The organism is Erwinia sp. ErVv1 (genome assembly GCF_900068895.1).
In the GTDB taxonomy this organism is placed as follows: Bacteria; Pseudomonadota; Gammaproteobacteria; order Enterobacterales; family Enterobacteriaceae; genus Erwinia.
Genome location: NZ_CDPK01000003.1, coordinates 543,204 through 543,434 on the forward strand (window position 1 = coordinate 543,204; position 231 = coordinate 543,434).

A 231-nucleotide genomic window follows, 5' to 3' on the forward strand; every position below is an offset into this window, starting at 1 on the left:
AGCGAGCACAATGCGAAAGGAGCAGACGGGTGGGGGCCAGTAACAGGCAATCCACAGCGCTGAACGAAGAGGCATCCATGCAAAGGATCCCAATTAAAGCTCCGAACCGCTTTTACTCGCAGCGAGCACAATGCGAAAGGAACAGACGGGTGGGGGCCGGTGACAGGCAATCCACAGCGCTGAACGAAGAGGCATCCATGCAAAGGATCCCAGTTAAAGCTCCGAACCGCT